14 protein-coding genes are annotated in these 19,485 nt (G+C 45.1%); 2 read left to right on the top strand and 12 right to left on the bottom strand.

Annotation, left to right across the window (positions count from 1 at the left end):
• Positions 1-9: 9 nt before the first annotated feature.
• The 11 genes from KUA46_RS12550 to KUA46_RS12500 all read right to left on the bottom strand — a co-directional run bounded on the left by KUA46_RS12550 (position 10) and on the right by KUA46_RS12500 (position 14,353).
• On the bottom strand, positions 10-804 hold the full coding sequence (locus KUA46_RS12550) for a DUF5672 family protein (protein WP_153082788.1): 795 nt from the start codon (positions 802-804) through the stop codon (positions 10-12).
• Position 805: 1 nt separating this feature from the next.
• Positions 806-1,837, bottom strand: coding sequence for a galactofuranosyltransferase (locus KUA46_RS12545; RefSeq protein ID WP_218487201.1), 1,032 nt, complete (start codon positions 1,835-1,837; stop codon positions 806-808).
• Between the two features lie 32 nt (positions 1,838-1,869).
• Positions 1,870-2,625 carry a lipopolysaccharide kinase InaA family protein gene (locus tag KUA46_RS12540; protein WP_217746109.1) on the bottom strand — a complete coding sequence of 252 codons (756 nt, stop codon included), beginning with the start codon at positions 2,623-2,625 and terminating at the stop codon, positions 1,870-1,872.
• A gap of 62 nt (positions 2,626-2,687) precedes the next feature.
• Complete coding sequence (locus KUA46_RS12535) at positions 2,688-4,007, bottom strand: ATP-binding protein (protein WP_218487202.1); 1,320 nt, start codon at positions 4,005-4,007, stop codon at positions 2,688-2,690.
• A 236-nt stretch (positions 4,008-4,243) separates the two neighbouring features.
• The gene (locus tag KUA46_RS12530) at positions 4,244-5,968 is read right to left on the bottom strand and encodes an ATP-binding protein (protein ID WP_218487203.1); all 1,725 of its coding nucleotides are present in this window, start codon (positions 5,966-5,968) and stop codon (positions 4,244-4,246) included.
• 51 nt (positions 5,969-6,019) lie between these two features.
• Positions 6,020-6,943 carry a lysophospholipid acyltransferase family protein gene (locus KUA46_RS12525; RefSeq protein ID WP_218487204.1) on the bottom strand — a complete coding sequence of 308 codons (924 nt, stop codon included), beginning with the start codon at positions 6,941-6,943 and terminating at the stop codon, positions 6,020-6,022.
• Between the two features lie 77 nt (positions 6,944-7,020).
• Positions 7,021-8,874, bottom strand: a complete 1,854-nt coding sequence (locus KUA46_RS12520) for an ABC transporter ATP-binding protein (RefSeq protein WP_218487205.1) — start codon at positions 8,872-8,874, stop codon at positions 7,021-7,023.
• 124 nt (positions 8,875-8,998) lie between these two features.
• Positions 8,999-10,333, bottom strand: coding sequence for a tRNA (N6-isopentenyl adenosine(37)-C2)-methylthiotransferase MiaB (miaB, locus tag KUA46_RS12515; RefSeq protein ID WP_022121506.1), 1,335 nt, complete (start codon positions 10,331-10,333; stop codon positions 8,999-9,001).
• A 53-nt stretch (positions 10,334-10,386) separates the two neighbouring features.
• Complete coding sequence (locus KUA46_RS12510) at positions 10,387-11,406, bottom strand: phosphatase PAP2 family protein (protein WP_218487206.1); 1,020 nt, start codon at positions 11,404-11,406, stop codon at positions 10,387-10,389.
• A complete protein-coding gene (locus KUA46_RS12505) occupies positions 11,397-12,392 on the bottom strand; it encodes an NAD-dependent epimerase/dehydratase family protein (protein WP_117693260.1) in 996 nt (331 codons plus the stop codon). The genes KUA46_RS12510 and KUA46_RS12505 overlap by 10 nt, the downstream gene beginning before the upstream one ends.
• A 251-nt stretch (positions 12,393-12,643) precedes the next feature.
• Positions 12,644-14,353, bottom strand: a complete 1,710-nt coding sequence (locus KUA46_RS12500; RefSeq protein WP_022121509.1) for a Na/Pi cotransporter family protein — start codon at positions 14,351-14,353, stop codon at positions 12,644-12,646.
• A 171-nt stretch (positions 14,354-14,524) separates the two neighbouring features.
• Between KUA46_RS12500 and KUA46_RS12495 the strand changes: the two genes are divergently transcribed.
• Positions 14,525-16,186, top strand: a complete 1,662-nt coding sequence (locus KUA46_RS12495; protein ID WP_118416882.1) for a nucleoside kinase — start codon at positions 14,525-14,527, stop codon at positions 16,184-16,186.
• A 570-nt stretch (positions 16,187-16,756) separates the two neighbouring features.
• Here the strand turns inward: KUA46_RS12495 and upp are convergent.
• Complete coding sequence (gene upp, locus KUA46_RS12490) at positions 16,757-17,416, bottom strand: uracil phosphoribosyltransferase (protein ID WP_006848107.1); 660 nt, start codon at positions 17,414-17,416, stop codon at positions 16,757-16,759.
• Positions 17,417-17,811: 395 nt separating this feature from the next.
• Here upp and pckA point away from each other — a divergent pair, with 395 nt between their 5' ends.
• A complete protein-coding gene (pckA, locus tag KUA46_RS12485) occupies positions 17,812-19,425 on the top strand; it encodes a phosphoenolpyruvate carboxykinase (ATP) (protein WP_022121513.1) in 1,614 nt (537 codons plus the stop codon).
• Positions 19,426-19,485: the final 60 nt, after the last annotated feature.

The following is a 19,485-nucleotide window of genomic DNA, read 5'->3' as shown; positions in this document are numbered from 1 at the left end:
ACTTTTTGTTTATTGTTTTTTAAATGCCTCTTTTGGAATAAACTTTGACCAAAATTCTTTTCGATGTTTTCGGTCATATCCGTGAGCAGCCATAGGAAGCTTATTATTATTTATTTTATAGCATAGTTCCAACTTGCGGTCAAAGGCAAAATCTGCAGCTTGCTCTATCGTTGGTAGTTTAAGTTCTGTTGGAACTAATGCCCAGAATATATCTTCATTGTGTAGTGGATCTTCAAAAGAATTATACAGTTGAATTTCTTGGGCATACTTGATGCAGAGCTTCTTGAATACTTCTACCTTTCTCAAACAGAACCCGCCATTACCAATTCTGCCAAACATTTGGCAATGGAGATTTTTGTTAGCAGGTTTTAACTTTACTTTCAGTTGGAGATATTGTTTCATTGGAAAGTGCAGATACATATTTCTGTTAGGCCATGGTGCACCAACAAGATCGATACCCATATCTATCCACTTCATGAGATCATCTCTGAATATCCATACATCTGTCTGACAGATAAGGAGATATTCGTAATCGCTGAATAAACTATAAAAATCGGGAGATGTCATCATTTCGTTATATCCCATAATACCATTAATGGTTCCTAGCCACTGATTACTTACTTCGATTTCTCCTACTTGTGGATACCTTTCTTTTAAAGCATTAGTATTCAACCCTGTAGGCTTTATCAGTACAGTAGGATAATTACGTAGAATTTCGAGATTATTGTCAAGAGCAACAATCTCTTCTTCACGTAAATCCCTATATATAGGAATAGCTATAATGACTTTCTTGTCTTGAATCATTCTATCTAAAATTAATTTCTTTTAATGTCTTTGTCAGAAAACTTCCTTTATTCAGTTTCTGTGCCAAATTTACCGCTTGCTTTTTCATCTCCTTTTTCTGTTTCGTGGTAAGATTGGCAAGTTTGTCATCCAGCTCTTCCAACGAACCAATGGTTATACCTGCTCCTGCTTCTTCGATGATAGGAGCTACGGCAGCTTCTTTCCAGATGATGAGCGGCAAACCGGCACGGAGGTAGAAGGATACCTTATGAGGAGAATTCCATTTCAGGTATTGCCCGTATTCTCCCGAGCAGCCATCAAGAGAATTGCCATCCCATACCAGTCCGAAGTCGGCATCTATGTGCTTGATAAATTCCTCTGACGGTACAAACCCTTGGTAAGTAATCTGAGGATTGTTTTGCAAACCTTGCAGACCTTCTTTGTTTCCACAAACCAGTAATTGCCAATGGCTCAATGTCTTGGAAAGTTCTATCAGAAATGAATTTTTCTTCATACTCAAGGCTCCGGCATAGACAACCTTTACCTGTTCTCTTTCTGTTGCTTCTTCCGAGCATTTTGATTCAGAACGATAGTCGAATAAGCCCAGGGCACCAACTGGCTTCTGTAACCCATGCTCTTTGAGCCATCCTTTCATCTTCTCGTTTGATGCGATGATATAGTCGCTGTTCGAAAGACGGTTTATCTCTTTCTGGATAGTGAGCTTTTTTCTGCGGAAAGAACCGAGGTCGTGAATCAGAGAAACCGTTCTGGCTCCTTTCAGATGGGCTATATGGCAGAGAAACGAAAAGTACTTTTTTACAGGATATTGCAAGAACAGCACATCGTCTTTTTGGAGTAAGATACAGGCACGAAGGATGCCAATCAGGTCCAGGAAGAATGCTAATATCTTACTGTTCCTGATAGTGCGAGGCAAGCCAAGATTGATGGCTCCCATTTCTGCAAGCGTATCCTCGTTGTCTGTTTTTGCTTTATTGCCGGCGCTTGTCAGGTTATAATAGTTGCGACTAATATAACAAAGTCTTTTTTGTTCCATATTCAATAGTTTTGAAGTGAGATATATTTGAACTATAATTCTAGCTGGAATGGAATTTCGTGCTTCTTTCCATATTTGGTCCAGAACCTAGCCCGTTCTTTCATCACATAGGCTACAGCCTTGTCGGTATCTATGTTGCGCAGCAAGGCATATTCGCTTACTAAGATACGGGTGAATTCTTTGGGCCCCCAGAATCTTCTGAGATTATAAAGTCCTTTCTTCTCACTTACTGGTCCGAAATCCATTCTGTTGATATCTACCAGCATGAAATGGAAGCCTTCTTCATCTTGTTTCCAGAGAATATTGCCTGGTGTAAAGTCCTTATGGAGGATTTCATGCAGATGAATGTCTGCAGCGAAATGGGCTAAAGCTTTTGCCACGTATTGATATTCTTCTGGCTTAGCATCTGCCATCTCATAGAGGGTATGACCATAGTCACACTGGATGGTGATAAGATAGCTATATCCTAAGAGATTCAGAAAGTTACGCTCTTCAATGAGGGCTAAAGGTTCAGGAGTATTGATACCTTTTCTTTTCAGAATCATAGGATATTCGAATGCCCGTTGACCTTTTGGCTTCCTGATATTCCAGGAATAAATGAGTTTGTTTTGTCCATGTGGTATATGAAAGCGCTTTACGTTAACCTGTGTTCCATCTGGTGCAGTAAGTACCTTGATGAGGTTGCGCCCCGTATAAATCACACGTCCTTCCTTCTCGAAAACATCAGGGATGCTCTCTAGGAAGTCTTTCAGATATTCGTATTTAGGATTTATCTTAATCTTTCTCATTCTTATTCTGATAGTTTAAAATGAATGTTTATTCTTCTTTCGTTTTGTCTGTGCGGATGGATTTAATTTACAGTTAAATAGTCTTCTAGCAGAAAAGGTATGATGCCGACATATATTACACCGTCATTATCTTTCCATATCTTTTGACTACCATCGAGAACAACAAATTTTCGAAAGAAGTCCTCCGTATTATGAAGCGAGAACGTTTCTTGCACTTTCTTTTCGGGAGTGTCAACATTGAGGGCTGATTGAATATATACTTTTTCATTACCCATGTTGATGACAAAGTCTATTTCGTATTGGCTTTTCTTGCGTTTGCCTTCAACCATCTGTTCTACTTCAACAACCCCGACGTCAACATTGTAGCCTCTATGAATGAGCTCGTTAAATAGCATATTCTCCATCAAATGTGAACGCTCTTGTTGACGAAAGTTTAGCTTGGCATTTCTTAATCCAAGATCCACAGCATAGTACTTTTGAATCGTATTAAAATACTTTCTGCCTTTTATGTTGTACCTTTTGGCACTATTAAATAGAAAGGCATCTTCCAAGTAGTCAAGATAGTTCTTGATGGTATGGTCTGATGTGGTCTTATCTAATAGTGTTGCCGCAGTACATGCCAGCTTATGTGGGTTAGTCAGCGAACCGACTGATGAGGAAAGGGCATCAACCAAAGCACTCAGGACTATATCGTCTTTTAGTTTGTATCTTTCTACAATATCTTTCATATATACATTCGTGAAGAGTCCTTGAAGATACTTGCCCTTTTCATGTTCATCTGGTTCCAATACAGCTAAAGGCATACCGCCATACATGATGTATTGTTCAAATGCATCTGTTTTTTCGAGTCCAGAATATGAGAAAAACTCTTTAAAGGACAAAGGAGATACTCTAATTTCTGTGCCACGGTCTCTAAAATTGGTGACGATATCCTTTGATAGCATTTTGGAATTTGAACCAGTGACATAAATGTCAAGGTTTGACCGAACCATCAAGTCGTTCAAAACATCATAGAAGGTTGTAAATAGCATATCTTTGTCTTCTTCTGGAACTAAAGATTCATCGATATTCGTGTTCTTTACCTTATATGACAATTGAATTTCATCGATCATCACGTAATACTTCTTTTTCGTATCTTTGGTTTGCTCTAGCACGAAGTCGTAGAGTAAATTGGGATTTCTGAATTGAAGGTCGGTTTTTCGGTCCAATGCTAGCTCGACAAAGCTATCTTCAGGAGTTCCCTCTTCTAGCAATCTCTGCTTAAAGAGGGTATTCAGCAAGAAAGATTTGCCACAGCGCCTAATGCCTGTGACAATCTTAACCTTCCCATTCCATCTTTTTTGCATGAGTAGATTGACATATTCTCTTCTTTCTATAGCCATAATTCTTTGCCTTTTATGATTCGTACTGCAAATTTAGTCGCAATTGCGACTGTTTTTGCAGTGCAAAGATAAGAATTTATATTGAATATTCCAAATGTTACTGCAAAAAATGTCGCAATTGCGACTAAATTTGCAGTAGAAAGAGCAGATGTGTAGAAAAAACAGGTCATCTCTACATAGAACACGGCATCATAATCTTCTTTCCTTCATATAGCCTATTGATTAGATGTGCAAGTTTATACTTCTTCCATTCGTTTCATTTCCCATCCAGCAAACTGGATGATGATTTTATGCAATGTCGTGCCTTGGCGCAAGACTTCTATTCTTGGTGCTGCGGCATAACGATTGATCTGTTCTACTGCTTCCTGCCATTGTGCCTCGGCTTTTGCCTCAAAATCCTTGGCTGGCAACATCTTCAGTTCGATGATGTAGCTATGCTTGGTAGGATAGTGGGTCAGGTCGGGCAAGAGGAAGAAATCACAATAGCCGTGATTTAATTCAAGCTCGGGAGCCGTAATGTAATAGCTGCTCAGGTAGAGATATGCCATAAAGAAACCTTGCAGGTTGCGCTCGGCTTCGATGCCATCTCTTACTGATGCCACTTCGGCGTAAGCCTTCGACATAAAGCCCAAGACATCTTCCCATTTTCCATAGAACGCCATGCAGGTGAGCATATAACCAAACTCATTCAGGTTGATATGGTTGATTTCCTGATATTGCTCCTGCAGATAGCCATAATATTGACGGCGGACGTTGTTGTTCGGGATTCCCAGGAGCAACTGGTCGCCGAAAGTATCCTTGATGGTAAGCATGCCGTAATAGAACAGTAGGCTTGGGAAGTATTCCGGCTTCACAATTTCGCTGGCTGGGAAGGTTTCGTATAGATTTGATACGATGCTGCCTTCCTCCGTAATCCTGCGGATGATGCCCTTGCGGTTGCCGTCTAGCTTGTCGAGCTGGAGCAGTCGCTTCATCTTGTTGTAGTCGGTCTTCGTGTTTGGGTCTATCATCTGCTTAGGGGCTTTACCATCGTCCATGTAATTACGGAGATAATATAACACCATATCGCAATTGAAAACCCTGACCTTACTGTTTAAGCATGCCTCTGAGAAGCAATAATTGTCATACCACGGCTTAATCTCTTCTATCATTGCCTCGATATCGCTATCTGCCGGAATCTGTCCCGCATCGCGATAACGGGTAAACATGGCTCGTACATCTTCTGTGCTGAAGCCCAGCATCTTGTCAAACTCGGGCTTGGTTGAAATATGCCAGCCAATGTTGAAACCGCTGGTAACATCGTCTAGTGTTACAGGACTTACACCCATCATGAATATCTTGGCGAATGAGCCCTTGAACTTCTTGAAGTAGTCGCGGTAGAAACCGCTGGCATGCGTCATCGCATGATACACTTTTTCACCCTGTTCATTGAGCACGGTATTGGTGAAGTTGTCGTATTCATCAATGATGAGATACAGCTGATAATTCTGTTCTTTTGCGTATTTTTGAATAGTAGCAAGCTTGTTGGATGCTACATCCTCTGCAAGAACGGTCTTTCTGGTTGCTTCATCATAGAATTGTGCATATCTGTTGATGAAAGCGTCAAAGCAGATATTGCAATACGAATTGAAGCGCTCTTCCAGGTTGTCGATGTTTCCTCCTATCTGCGAGAAATCGAGCGTCAGTACCTGATACTTGCCCTGTAGAGGGGTAGGCTGACTGCCAATCCAGAGACCTCCGAAGATTTCCTGGAACTGGTCTTTTATCTTGCAGTCATAGTAAGCTTCGAGCATACTGAGGAACAGGCTCTTGCCGAAGCGGCGAGGGCGAATGAATATCAGGTTGTCGGGTTGAGCCTCCAACAACGGAATATACATAGTCTTATCTACGTAATACTGATTTTCTCTGATAACTCTCAGGAAATCAGAGACTCCATAAGGTACTCTTTTTGCTTCTATCATCTTGTAACCCTTTCTATTATTAAGATAAACTCTATTTCTCTTGGAACAACTCTATTCTCTCGGTACAACTTTCCCCTTCACCACCTCATATCGCTTGTCAAACTCCTCCCTGGTTCGCTTCCATCTGTTATGCGTCCATAAATAATAAGGTGGATTCTTGCGGATGGTTTCTTCCAGCATCTGGAAGAAGCGACGGGTAATCTCGTGCTCCGGCAGGGAGTTCGGATTGCGGGTGATGAGTTTGTATGTTGCCGTGTAGTAGCCTCGCTTAGGGCGGGACATCTCTACATAGAACACGGCATCGTTCATCTTTCTCATGATTCTCTCGCCGCCAGTAAATACTGGGGTTTCGGGATGGTTGAGGAAAGGAAGCCACAGGTGGATGTTTTCCCACTTGGGACCCTGGTCGCTGATGTAGCCGAAGATGTTCATGATGCCCTTGCGCTTGTAATCCACCAGATAGCGGAGGATTTCTTTCTTGGGCACCACCACGCCATTCTCCTCGTGAGAACGGATGCGCTTGAAGAGTTCGTCGAAGGCTTGGTTGCGCAGAGGATGATAGATGAGGCCTATCTTGCGTGACTTGGGCAGTTCGATACCCACGCATGAGAGCCACTCCCAGTTGCAGTAATGGCCCAGGATAGCTGCCACGTTCTGACCTTCCAGGAAACATTGCTCCACTTCCTCGCTGTTGATGACCTGGAATCGCTGGTGCAACTCCTTGTCACTGATGCTGAGCAGTTTGACAGCCTCGAAGAAGTAATCGCTGAACCAGCGATAGAACTTCTTCTCGATGTCGATAATCTCTTCTTCTGATTTCTCAGGAAAAGAGCTGGTGAGATTCTTACGCACAATACCCCTGCGGTACTTGATGACGTAATACATCATGAAGTACTCGAAGTCGGCAATGCAATAGAGCAGCCTGAAAGGCAGCAGCGATATTGCATAAAACAGCGCATAAACAATCTTTGTCATAAGTCCTATGATTTACACCTTATTATATATAAGCAAGAATGCTACTTAACATTTAACATTCAACACTTAACATTATATTACACCTGCTGCATATCATGCAACTTCTTGTAATATCCTTCTTTTTTTATCAGCTCCTCATGAGTACCGCGCTCCACAATCCTTCCCTCATGCAATACGCAGATTTCGTCTGCATGTTTGATGGTACTCAGTCGGTGGGCCACAGCTACGGTGGTACGGGTCTTCATCAGTTTCTCCAAGGCATCCTGAACCAGGCGCTCGCTCTCGGTATCGAGGGCTGATGTTGCCTCATCGAGAATGAGGATAGGAGGATTCTTGAGGATGGCACGGGCGATGCTGACACGCTGGCGCTGGCCACCGGAAAGTCTGCCGCCTCGGTCACCGATATTTGTATCGAAACCTTTCTCCGACTTGGTGATGAACTCGTAAGCATTGGCTATCTTAGCTGCATTGGCTATTTCCTCATCCGTAGCATCGGTCTTGCCGAATCGGATATTGTCCTTGAAACTTGCATTGAAGAGGATAGCCTCCTGGTTTACATTTCCTATCAGCATGCGAAGGTCATGTACGGCAAGGTCTTTCACATTGATGCCGTCGATGAGCACCTCGCCTTCCTGTACATCATAGTAACGAGGAATCAAATCTACCATCGTACTCTTACCGCTACCGCTCTGACCAACAAGTGCAACAGTCTTGCCTTTTGGTATCACGAGATTGATATCCTTTAATACATAAACCAGTTCGGCGCTCTTTCGGTCGGTATAGGCGAAGGAAACGTGGCGGAACTCTATCTGATGTTCGAAACTGCTGATATGCTCAGGGGTCTCCTTGTCCTTGATTTCCACCTCAGCCTGCAGAATCTTGTCGATACGCTCCATACTTGCCAATCCCTTTGGGATATTGTAACTCGCCTTGGAGAATTCCTTCAGTGGGTTGATGATGCTGTAGAGCATCACGAGATAGAAGATGATGGTAGGACCGTCGATTCTGCCGTAATCCAGAACCAGGATACCGCCAAACCACAATACCACTACGATGAGGATGGTTCCCAGGAACTCACTCATCGGGTGTGCCATCTGCTGACGGATGTTTACACGCATGATGTTGTCGCGATAACTGCTATTCACCTGGTTGAAGCGCTTGTTCATCTTTTCTTCTGCACAGAACGCCTTGATGATGCGCAAGCCGCTCAGCGTTTCTTCTACCATACTCATCGTATCGCTCCAAAGTGCCTGTGCCTCGATACTGTGTGCCTTCAGTTTCTTGCCCACTACTCCCATGAACCAGCCGAAAGGTGGCACAAAGAGGATGGTGAAGAGGGTGAGCTGCCAACTGATGCAGATGAGTGTGATGAAATAGAAGAGGATCAGGATAGGGTTCTTGAAGAGCATGTCGAGTGACGACATGATGCTGCTTTCCACTTCCTGCACATCACCGCTCATGCGGGCAATGATATCTCCCTTGCGCTCCTCGCTGAAGAAACCGAGCGAGAGACTGTTTATCTTCTGGTAAATCTGGTTGCGGATGTCTCTTACGATACCTGTACGGATAGGTATGATGGTGGCTGACGAGAGAAAATAGGCTCCCGTCTTGAGGAATGTCATAAAGGCTAGGAATACACCGATGACCAAAAGGGCTGTTGATGCACTATGGACAACAATAAACTCCTGAATATAATAATACAGGTTATTGGTTGCAACCTCCTTGATGCTACCCCAATCTCCATTCCAGTGCATATACTCGTTGACACGGATACCACCGTCTACTTGGAACAGGATTTGCAGGATTGGTATCAAGGCTGCAAACGAAAAGATGTTCAATACCGCAGACAGGATATTGAACAGGATTGACAGTCCCAGATACTTCTTGTATGGAGGGACGAATCGGCGTAAAATTTGCAAGAATTCCTTCATAGGTGCAAATATAGTGCTTTTTAAGAAAACCGCCAAACTTTTGGCGGTTTTTCTTGTTTATATTCTGTTTTTTCTTTCAGAAGAGTCTTTTTATTCAGAAAAAGCTGTTCTGAAGAGTTTGGGTTTACTCCTTTACTTCTTCTCCGAAGAGAGTAGCAGAGGTAGAACCGGTGATGCGAACCTTCACGAACTCTCCGATGTGGTGGTTGCCCTTATCGATGACAACTGCCTTGTTCTGTTCTGTTCGACCCATCATCTGCTCGCGGCTACGCTTGCTGAAGTTCTCGATGAGGATGGTGAATACCTTGCCCTCATCCTTCTTGTTCTGCTCGGCACTCACCTCGGTCTGCAACTTGATAAGTTCGTTGAGGCGGGCTATCTTGGTTTCCTCAGAAACGTTGTCTGGCAGATGCTTGGCGGCATAGGTGCCCGGGCGCTCTGAATACTTGAACATGAAGGCGCTGTCGAAGCCTACTTCCTTTACCAGCGAGAGGGTTTCCTGATGGTCTTCCTCGGTCTCGTCGTGATAACCCACGAAGATGTCGGTGGTGATGCCGCAGCCCGGGATGATGCGCTTGATATCGGCGATGCGCTGCAGATACTCCTCACGGGTGTATTTGCGGTTCATCAGCTTCAAAATCTTGTTGCTTCCGCTCTGTGCAGGGAAGTGGATGTGCTTGCAGAGGTTTGGCTCTTCGGCAATGGCGTGGAGGATGTCCTCGGTCATATCCTCTGGGTTAGAGGTGGTGAAGCGTACTCGCATATTCGGTACAGCCTGGGCTACCATGTGGAGGAGCTCGGCAAAGGAAAGACTGCCTTCCTCGCGCTTGCCCGATGGCGAGAGACCATAACTGTTTACATTCTGTCCAAGCAGGGTAACTTCCTTGAAGCCACGCTGCTGCAAATCGCGAACCTCACGCAGGATGCTCTCGGCATCGCGGCTGCGCTCACGTCCACGGGTATAAGGCACGATGCAGTAGTGGCAGAAGTTGTTGCAACCACGCATGATGCTTACGAAACCGCTCACTCTGTTGCCACCGATGCGCTGAGGCACGATGTCACGGTAAGTCTCTGTCTTAGAGAGTTCGATGTTGATGGCGTTGGTACCCATCTCGCACTGCGCAATCATATCCGGCAGGTTGAGATAGCTGTCTGGTCCGCAAACCAGGTTGGCATAGTGGTTCTGGATGAGGTCATCCTTCACGCGCTCAGCCATGCAGCCCAAAACGCCGAGAATCACCTTTCTTCCCTTCTTCTGCTCAGCATGGAGGGTGTCGAGGCGATGATAAATCTTGTTCTCTGCATTCTCGCGGATACTGCAGGTGTTCAGGAAGATGGCATCAGCCTCTTCTTCTTTCTCACAAATTTCGTAGCCAGCCATCTGCATTACAGAGGCAACTACCTCACTGTCTGCCACGTTCATCTGGCAGCCATAAGTCTCAATAAATAGTTTCTTCATTGTTCTAGATGAATTCTATTCGTTTATAATGTTATTGTAATTAATATATGTAACTATCTGAATCTCAGTCGCGAAGAAGGAGAATGATGTTCTATCATTCCCTTCGATACTGCCATCAATGCAAAATAGATGACGACGGCAGAGATGAGGCCGGCGATGGCATCGATGAGATAATGCGCCTGAATATATACGGTAGCCAGACACAGGAAGATGTAGAATGGCAGCATCACGTATAGCAGTTTTCTGTTGCCGGTATGCCAGACCAGGAACATGCAGATGGTGCTCACGCCCACATGCGAACTTGGGAAAGCTGCTGTAGGACGCTCGCCGGCGTTCTTGGCGTCTTCTACAAGCTGGTAGAAGATTCCATCGGTGTAGCCCGGTGTCGGCAGGCAGTTGGTATGGGTGTTGAAGTAATCGCCCAAAGCCGGGAAGATGCCTTTGGTTATTTCTGATATCCCTACTGCATCAAAGTAGAAGGTCGGACCTGCTACCGGTACATAGATGTAGAAGAGATAGTAGATAAAGAAACTGGTGAGCATGACGAATGCAGCTCTTTCAGCCTCATAATATCTGCAGAAGAAATAATAGAATGAAACCAATGCAATCATCGGATAATACATAAAGTAGCCCATCGACATCAGTTCGCTTACTACAGCCCAAGGCAGGGCTTTGGCAAAGAGCAGGGCGGGCTGACATCCGAAAAGATCCTGCTCCCAACCTGCAAAGATATGGTCGAGGTTAGGGAACATGCGATTGATTTCGTAGGTGTCGGGATACCACCAGGCAAGCAAAGCCATCTGGGCGATGATGCGCACCATCTTGGTGATGCGGCAAGGTATCATGCGGTATACTGCCCAAAGAGCGATGGTCATGACGAGCACTCTCAGTCGTCCCCAGAGCATAGCTTCCGGGTTTACGAGTTTGGTGTAGGTAAAGAGCATGGTGATAATGGTGATTGCCATATATCCCAGCATGACCCATTCCAGTGTCATCAGTCCCTTCTTCGGGTTCTTGTCTATCTTGAAATAATCTTTTATCACGCTTCTTATTAGTTTATAATTTACAGCCATCCGTTATCCTTGTACCACTTGATGGCGAGTTTCACACCTCTTTCCAGTGGATAATGAGGATGATAGCCCAGTTCATCCATGGCTGGCTCAATATCACATCGCCAGTTGCGCTGTTTCAGAATGTTGTACTTATCATTGTTCAGGGCCGACATCTTGCCCGTCATCCTTCCGAGATATTCTCCGAAGAAGGTTACGATGCGCAACACCCAGACAGGTGCCTTGATGCGTAGCATCCAAGGATTGCCTAACTCCTTTTTTATCAGGTCGCTGAAGGCAGCCGACTGATATACTTCTCCATCGCTGAGGAAGTATTTCCTGCCGTTCATTCCATGATCCAGAGCCAGGAATACAGCCTGTACCACGTCCTGTACATATACAAAGGTGATGTCCTGGCGCTTGAATCCTACAGCAAAGTCAACATGTTGCTTGATGCTCTGCGCCATGAGAAAATAATCTTTCTCCCTAGGACCGTAAACTCCTGTAGGGCGGAGGATGATATAAGGGAAGTTATTGCCGATGCTGTCCAGATAGCGTTCTGCCTCCAGCTTACTCTTTCCGTATGCAGTATTTGGCTTAGGAGTATCATGTTCTGAGATTTCCTGGTAAGGCTGCTCTTCGCGGATGGCTCCAAAGATGCTGAGCGAACTGACAAAGACAAATCGCCTGATAGGCATCTGGAGGCGCAGAAGGACGTTCACCAGATGCTTGGTTCCCTCTGTGTTTACCTTATAAAAGTCCTCTGCATGCAGGCACTTCGTTGCGCCGGCTGCATGCACTATATAGTCGAACTCGTGCGGGGCGAGTTCTTTCTCCAACTCTTCCTCTGAAGAAAGATTGAGATTGATAAAATGGATGCGCTCGTCTTGCAGATACTTTCTGGAACTGGTAGGGCGTACTGCCGCCCAGGTTTCCATGCCCTGTCTTAAGGCCTCTTCCACGATGTAGCTGCCGATAAAGCCCGACGCACCCGTTACTAGAATCTTCATTAATTATTTATAAAATTGCAATTTCGGCTGCAAAATTACAACAAAAAATCGAGTTATCCTCTATGTTATGCCAAAATTCTTTCTTTTTCTTTGTGAAATCACTTCTTTATGGCAACTTTGCTGTTGTGAATCAAGTATCTTGCTTAAAAACATATCTGTTTGTCCTATTTAATATAGGTAGAAAATAAAGATAGGGCATGAAGCTCACTAATGAACTTCATGCCCTATAAACTGTTAACTATAAACTCTCCCTAAGCTTCATGCTGTCTTACACCCATGCGGGCCTCTACTACGTTTACTACATAGTCGCCGAGTTTCTCGCATTCCTGGATGATATCCATATACATGGTACCGATGGCGTAGGTATAGAGATGGTTGTTCACATCGTTGATGTTCTGGCTCTTCAACTGATTGCGATAGTTGTTGATTTCGTTCTCGATGTTGAAAGAGAGGTTGGCATCGTTGTCTCCCTTATGACCTACGAGGGTGATGTTCATCTGGGTAAGGGCATTGTCGGTAAGTTCCATCATCTGGTGCATGTGCTCATACTGTGAAGTGATGAAGTCTTCCTTGCCCTTGAAACGGCGGTTCAGCGTGCGTGCAATGTTGAAGCAGCTGTCACCGATACTCTCGATTTCAGAAATCTCACGGAGCATGGCACGAATCTTTGCCTTGGTCTCGTCAGAAAGATGAGAATCGCTCACCTGGTCGAGATACTTGGCAATCTCTATCTCCATGTTGTCAGAGATGCCTTCGTATTTCTCGATGCGGCTATAGAGTTTTACAAACTTTTCTTCATTGGTCTCGCCAAGAAGCGTCTTCACCATGCCGAACATGCGCTGGATGCGCTCGGCAAAACAATGGATTTCCTTCTGTGCCTCCAAGACAGAGATTTCCGGTGTCTTCATGATACCGCTCTGGATAAAGCGCAGGCGGAAGTCGTCCTCATCGGTATTCTTCTTAGGACGGATAATCTTGCATACCAGCTTCTCTATCTGTGGAATGAACCAAACTAGGATAAAGGTATTGGCGAGGTTGAAGGTGGTATGGAAGGCGGCAAGCACAAAGGATAGCTTGGTTGCATTGGCTACGAAATGAGGATCAGTCTTCTCCATGGCATCGTCGAAACCTACCCAGCCGCAAACCAGATGGATGAACGGGTGGAATATGCAGAGTATCCAAAGCACACCGAAGATGTTGAACACCATGTGCGCCATCGCCGCTCTCCGGGCCTGGGTGTTGGCGGTGAGCGCTGCCACGTTGGAGGTTACGGTTGTACCGATATTCTCACCCATCACAAGCGCAATACCCTGATAGATAGGCAATACGCCGGTAGAGCAGAGGATCATCGTAATCGCCATGACGGCTGCCGAACTCTGTACGCACATAGTGAGTATACTACCGATAATCAGAAAGGTGATGGTAGTCTGGAAACTGTGAGGATCGAAACTTGCAAAGAATTCAAGAACCGGCTGATTATGAGCCAGATCCATGTCGATACCGGTTTGGCGTAAAGTACCCAAACCGAGAAACATAAAGGATATACCGAAGATGAAGTCGCCGATAATCTTGCGTTTCTTGCTGTAAATCAGGATGATGGCGATGAAGAACGCCGGCCATACAAAATCTGTGATGTTAAACGAGAAACCGGCACTCATGATCCATGCGGTGAGTGTGGTTCCGATGTTGGCGCCCATGATAACGGAGATAGCCTGGGCTAGGGTAAGGAGACCAGCATTAACGAATGATACGGTCATCACCGTCGTGGCTGTAGAAGACTGCACCGCTGCGGTGATGAGCGTACCCGAGAGGATGCCCGTCAAACGATTGGTGGTCATGGTTCCTAACACATGGCGGAGCTGTGGTCCTGCCATCTTCTGCAAACTGTCGCTCATGGACTTCATACCGAACATCAGTAGGGCGAGTGCTCCAATAAGCTTAAAAAATATCCAAATCGACATATAATAACTTAATTAATGTTGTCAAATACATCAAGTTTCCGAATTTCTTCGTAACTTTACACTCTGTAGGCGTCTCTCTTCTTAAAAGAGTAAGCCGATGCTCAAAAAGCACCTTCGGGGGCTTCGAGAGCGGGTAGATTAGTTTAATTTTGTAACATAGTTTTAATACAAATGAAACAAGTAATTCAAATCCGTTGCAAAAATAATAAAAAATCTCAGAAAGTAGAAATCGGAAGCACACTTTTTGATATTTTTTCAGCATTTGACCTCAAAATGACCCACGGACCGGTGTCTGCAAGGGTAAATAACAAGGTTGAAGGCATGCATTATCGTGTTTATAATTCTAAAGATGTAGAATTCCTTGATATGACTTCTTCATCCGGTTCGCGTGCATATACCCGTACCCTCTTCTTTGTTCTCTGCAAGGCGGTACAGGACATTTATCCTGCTACAGATGTGGTGATTGATATCCCCGTATCGAATGGTTTCTACGTAGATATCCGCCTGGGCAGACCTGTTGTTGATGAAGATGTGAACATTATCCGCCGTCGCATGCAGGAGATTATCGATGCCAGGATGCCGATACGCCGCTTCACCGTGCCTACCGAAGAGGCTGTTGCGCTGTTCCAGGAGAAAGGGGATGTTGAGAAGGTGAAACTGCTCAAGACATCGGGCTCTATCTATACTACCTATTATAAAATAGGTGATTATGTAGATTATTACTACGGCACGCTGCTCACCAATACCTCGCAGCTCTATCTCTTCGGGCTGGAGAAATATTATGATGGCATGCTCCTGCGCATTCCTTCGCTCAAGAACCCGGATGTGCTGGGCGAAATGACCCGACAGGACAAGATGTTTGAGATATTCAAGGAGCATCATCGCTGGCAGAGTATCCTGGGCATCAGGACTGTAGGCGATTTTAACCAGGCGATAGATGCCAATCATTCTACCGATATCATCAATATCAGCGAGGCGCTGCAGGAGAAGAAGATTGCCAAGATTGCTGAGGAGATTGCCAGCCGCAAGGGCGTGAAACTGGTGCTGCTGGCAGGTCCTTCTTCTTCGGGCAAGACCACTTCGTGCAAGCGCCTGAGCATACAGCTTGCCGTAAACGGATTGAAACCGCTCCAGATTTCGCTCGATGATTATTTCGTAGATAGGGAGAAAACGCCGAAGGATGCTTCGGGCGAATATGATTATGAGAGCATTTATGCCCTGGATCTCGATTTGATCAACGAGCAGTTCAACGCCTTGTTCCGTGGTGAGGAGGTAGAATTGCCGAAGTATGATTTCCAGAGCGGAAAGAGTAAAAAGAGCGGCAACAAGCTGAAGATGAACGATAACAATGTGCTGGTGGTAGAGGGCATTCATGCATTGAACCCCGAGCTGACTGCCCACATCCCGCAGGAGCAGATATTCAGAGTATATGCTTCGGCGCTGACCACGATTCTTCTGGACAATCACAATTATATCCCGACAACAGACAACCGTTTGCTTCGCCGCATCATCCGCGATTACAAGTATCGAGGTGTCTCTGCCCAGGAAACCATTCATCGCTGGCCTTCGGTAAGGGCGGGTGAGAACAAGTGGATATTCCCGTTCCAGGAGAATGCCGATGCGATGCTCAATACGGCAATGCTTTATGAACTGGCTGTGATTAAGACGCAGGCAGAGCCGCTGCTGCAGCAGGTTCCGGAGAATTGCGAGGAATATGCTGAGGCTTACCGGTTGCTTAAGTTCCTGAAATACTTCAAGGGTATACCTTATAATAATCTGCCGCCTACTTCGCTTCTGCGAGAGTTCCTGGGGGGCAGTTCGTTCCATTATTAAAGGTTTTATCTTTCGGAGATAAGTTGGCTGTTTGAGTAGGACAGCCAACTGGCAGAAGCCGGACAGCCGACTAGCGCCTTATCCGCTAGTCGGCTGTTTGTCTTTAACAGTCCTCGGAAATGGGTTTGTCTGATTTCCTTTTAGACGTCTGATTTTCTTTTTTAGGCGATAGACGAAAAACTCTTCACTCTTCACCAAATGCTCCGAATCCCTAGTGTTTATCGGCATTCCGAGGGGTGAAGAGTGTTCGGGCACTCTTCACCCACTCTTCACCACTCTTCACCCTTCTGTTGTAGCGGTCTTGTACCTCTTTTTTATTGAACTTTCGTAAGTTTTGCCCCACACGCCCTGGGCTAGGAACTTTTGGGCCTTCAGCCCGTACTTGAACCGCATGCGAAAGTTCAGTTTTTTTTAATGTCTGTCGGTGAAGAGTGGTGAAGAGAGGGTGAAGAGATACAAATAACTCTTCACCCCTCGGAATGCCGATAAACACAGGGGTTTCGGGCCGAAAGGTGAAGAGTGAAGAGTATTTCAGAGTAGAGTTGCTATACTTTTTATAAAGCCTGCGGCTTAGAGCTTGCTGCCATAGCACAAGTCGCCGGCGTCGCCGAAGCCTGGCACGATATACTTATGCTCGTTCAACCCCTCATCAATAGAGGCACACCAGATGGTAGTCTTGTCCTCAGGGAAGGTCTTCTTGACGTGCTCAATGCCCTCAGGTGCAGCGAGAACACAGGCAATGTGGATATGTTTAGGATTGCCCTTGGTGAGGAAAGCCTTCATACCCATCTCCATGCTGATACCTGTGGCAAGCATAGGGTCGGCAATGATGAGCACCTTATCAGTAAGATCAGGTGTGGCGAGGTATTCGATATGTACGCCCACCTCAGTATGCTCCTTGTTGGTATACTCGCGATAAGCACTCACAAAGGCATTGCCAGAGTGGTCGAAAATATTGAGGAAACCTTCGTGGAAAGGAAGTCCGGCACGGAATATAGTACCGATGACAATCTTTTCGGTAGGAAGATTGACCTGGGCCACACCGAGTGGTGTAGTCACCTCAGTCTTTTCGTAATTAAGAGTCTTTGATATTTCAAAGGCTTCATACTCACCGATTCTCATAATGTTGTTGCGGAAGAGCAATCGGTTCTTTTGATAATCGCAGTCACGCATCTCAGCCAGATAGCGGTTGATGATGCAATTGTGCTCGCTTAAATTATTTATCTTCATATAGTTGTAGTTTTTCTGCAAAGATATAATAAATCTCGGAAACGGCAAAATGTTTGGGCAATTATTTTCTCTCTGGAGGAATGAAAGAACTGTTGCTATCTTATTTTTCCTTCAAATATCCTCTTATATATAAAATAGGTGTAAATCTCTGCTTGTTTTTCTCTAAGCAGAGATTTTTTGCAAAGTCAACGTGGCAAATGTCGGTCGAATCGGCTTTTTTTAAGTTCTTTAACCTAAAAAGCTTTTAAAAAGAAAGAATAATACCTAAGAATCTTTGCTATAAAACATATTTTTCGTAACTTTGCGGCGGTTTTGGGAGAATGATGATTTCTTCTGTCAACCAAGATAAAAAGGTAAAGAGAAATTATTCACAACTTAAATACATTTAAAATAAAATGGCAAAGTTTGATAAGTCAGTTTTAGCAAAGTACGGAATCACAGGTACAACTGAGGTTCTCTACAATCCTTCTTATGAGGTATTGTTCAATGAGGAGACTAAGGAAGGTCTCGAGGGTTTTGAGGTTGGTCAGGAGACTGAGCTCGGTGCAGTTAACGTAATGACTGGTATTTACACTGGTCGTTCTCCTAAAGACAAGTTCATCGTTGACGATGCTACATCTCACGACACTGTATGGTGGGATTCTGAGGAGTATCACAACGATAACCACAAGGCAACTCCAGAGGCATGGAACGCCGTTAAGGAGATCGCTAAGAAGGAGCTTTCTAATAAGAAGTTGTTCGTAGTAGATGGTTTCTGCGGTACACACAAGGATACACGTATGAAGGTACGTTTCATCGTTGAGGTAGCATGGCAGGCACACTTCGTAACAAATATGTTCATCCGTCCTCAGAACGAGGCTGAGTTCGATCAGGAGCCAGACTTCATCGTTTACAATGCTTCTAAGGCAAAGGTTGAGAACTGGAAGGAGTTGGGTCTCCACTCAGAGACAGCCGTTGTATTCAACGTAACTTCTAAGGAGCAGGTTATCATCAACACATGGTATGGTGGTGAGATGAAGAAGGGTATGTTCTCTATGATGAACTACTTCTTGCCATTGAAGGGTATGGCTTCTATGCACTGCTCTGCCAACACAGATATGAACGGTGAGAATACAGCTATCTTCTTCGGTCTTTCTGGTACAGGTAAGACTACATTGTCAACAGACCCTAAGCGTAAGTTGATCGGTGACGATGAGCACGGATGGGACGACGAGGGTGTGTTCAACTTCGAAGGTGGTTGCTACGCTAAGGTTATCAACCTCGACAAGGAGTCTGAGCCAGATATCTACGGTGCTATCACACGTGACGCTCTCCTCGAGAACGTAACTGTAGCTAAGGATGGTAAGATTGACTTCGCAGATAAGACTGTTACCGAGAATACTCGTGTATCTTATCCTATCTACCACATCAAGAACATCCAGCGTCCATTCTCTCAGGGTCCAGCTGCTAAGCAGGTTATCTTCCTCTCAGCAGATGCATTCGGTGTATTGCCACCAGTATCTATCTTGAACGCTGAGCAGACTAAGTATTACTTCCTCTCTGGCTTCACAGCTAAGTTGGCTGGTACAGAGCGCGGTATCACTGAGCCTACTCCAACATTCTCTGCTTGCTTCGGTCAGGCATTCTTGGAGTTGCACCCAACTAAGTACGCTGAGGAGTTGGTAAAGAAGATGCAGAAGTCTGGTGCTAAGGCATACTTGGTTAACACAGGTTGGAACGGTACAGGCAAGCGTATCTCTATCCGCGATACACGTGGTATCATCGACGCTATCCTCGACCACTCAATCGACGCAGCTCCTACAAAGACTATCCCATTCTTCAACTTCGTAGTTCCTACACAGTTGGAAGGCGTAGATCCTAAGATCCTCGATCCACGTGATACATACGCTGAGGCTTCTCAGTGGGAGGAGAAGGCTAAGGATTTGGCTGCTCGTTTCATCAAGAACTTCAAGAAGTATGAGACAAACGAGGCTGGTAAGGCTCTCGTTGCTGCTGGTCCACAGCTCTAATTCGACACTTCGAATTTATACTAAATATGGAATCCCGTTTCTTGCAAAAGAAGCGGGATT

This window comes from Segatella copri, assembly GCF_019249765.2.
In the GTDB taxonomy this organism is placed as follows: Bacteria; Bacteroidota; Bacteroidia; order Bacteroidales; family Bacteroidaceae; genus Prevotella; species Prevotella copri_K.
Note: the sequence above shows the minus strand (reverse complement) of the source record. Positions and strands in the feature narration are given on the sequence as shown.